The organism is Microvirga sp. Mcv34 (assembly GCF_024519725.1).
In the GTDB taxonomy this organism is placed as follows: Bacteria; Pseudomonadota; Alphaproteobacteria; order Rhizobiales; family Beijerinckiaceae; genus Microvirga.
In genome coordinates, this window is record NZ_JALJRK010000224.1 from 1 (window position 1) to 1679 (window position 1679).

Below are 1679 nucleotides of genomic sequence, written 5' to 3' on the forward strand. Positions count from 1 at the left end.
CCCTGCCAGTTGACGGCAGGTCACCGCCGCTTGGGCTCATGCCCCCTCACAGCAGGGGGCAAGGCATTCTCCTTCCTCCTTTCTCATCGCATTCCAGACATATGCACCCCGGACCATCCGGGACGAGGCGCACCATAGGTGAAGTCGCTCACCCACAAGGCGTTCGGCCGCGGCGCCGTGAACACCCGGTTGACCCGGTCGCGCGGACAAGGGGCCGAGGCATCGCTGACGGTGGTCCGGATGCTTCTGCCGCGAACCACGCCCTTCAAGCCCATCTGCCGCATCAGCCGGGCGACCGTGCAGCGCGCAACATCGATCCCTTCACGCTGCATCTGGCGCCAGACCTTGCGCACCCCGTAGACGCCGAAGTTGGCGGCAAAGACCCGGCGGATCTGCTGGCACAGGTCGGCATCCCGGCGCTCGCGGGCCGGTCTGCGCTCAGGATCGGCCTTGCGGGCGGCATGCTCGTAGTAGGTCGACGGGGCGATCGGCAGCACACGGCAGATCGGCTCGACCCCGTAGACCTCACGATGCTCGTCAATGAACGCCTTCATGGCTTGAAGCGGCGGTCGAGCTCCGCCTGGGCAAAATACGCGCTGGCCTTGCGCAGGATCTCGTTGGCCTGGCGCAGTTCGCGCACCTCTCGCTCAAGCGCCTTGATCTTCTCCTGCTCCGCGCTCGTCGGCCCCGGGCGAAGGCCTTGGTCGCGCTCGGCCTGGCGCACCCAGTGCCGCAGCGTCTCGCGCGAGCAGCCGATCTTGGCCGCAATCGACAGGATCGCCTCATACTGTGAGGCGTACTCGTCGCGGTGCTCGAAAACCATCCGGACCGCCCGCTCGCGGACCTCTGGTGAATACGGGGGTGTTCGCTTCGTCATGGCTCCATCCTGTCAGGTGTTGGAGCCTCCGGGAATCCCGGCGCGGTTCACTCCTGCGTCATGAGCGCTCGTACCAAGCCGCTGCCGTGGCTTGAGCAGAAATTTGCTGGCGAGGATCGCGCTGGCTGACGCAGTCTGTGGGTGGTGAGAGGAAGATGGCCTGACAGTCGACCGGTGGCCTGGAACCCTATGGCGCAAAATGGCACTCGATGCCGGCCCCTTTATGAGGACCAGGACGCGCGGATCTCCATCTTGGCCAACAGCTCAGCTGGAAGGCCGGATACGTTTATGCAGACTGCTCAAGCCAACCGAGACAAACCACTTGCCGACGGGGCGGGCCATACGTTAGCGCCCGTCCCGTGCTGATGGACGCGGATGATCGTGCCGTCGATGAGCGCGTACTCGAAGTCAGGATCGCCCGACAGAGCCTGGAAAACTTGCTCGAAGATGCTGGTCTGAGCCCAGCGGCGAAAGCGCCGGAACACGCTGTTCCAGTTCCCAAACATCGCGGGCAGGTCCCGCCAGGGCGCTCCGGTGCGCACCATCCACAGCACGGCCTCGATGAAGCGGCGATTGTTGCTGCCGCTGCGTCCAGGGTCGGTTGGCTTACCCAGACGATGCGGCTCCATCTTCGCCCACTGGGCATCCGTCAAGACATAGCGATCCATCAAGAGCTTGAATCATAATCCCAAGCTCTTGTGAATCCCCACAAGCCTTAGCTGTTTGGTAGCAGAACGTTGTTGGGATCGGGTGCGTTGGGCGATTGAGAACTATACTTGGCGCTTCGATGGCTCGCGACGCC

At 63.8% G+C, this 1679-nt stretch carries 2 pseudogenes and 1 other annotated feature; both pseudogenes read right to left on the reverse strand.

Annotated features, from left to right (window positions below):
• Window positions 1-134: 134 nt before the first annotated feature.
• Window positions 135-877: pseudogene (locus OC446_RS30245) on the reverse strand (IS3 family transposase); the annotation flags it as partial.
• Window positions 480-596: a sequence feature (AL1L pseudoknot), on the reverse strand. It overlaps the preceding pseudogene by 117 nt.
• 308 nt (window positions 878-1185) lie before the next feature.
• A pseudogene (locus tag OC446_RS30250) lies at window positions 1186-1545 on the reverse strand (IS5 family transposase); the annotation flags it as partial.
• Between the last annotated feature and the right edge of the window lie 134 nt (window positions 1546-1679).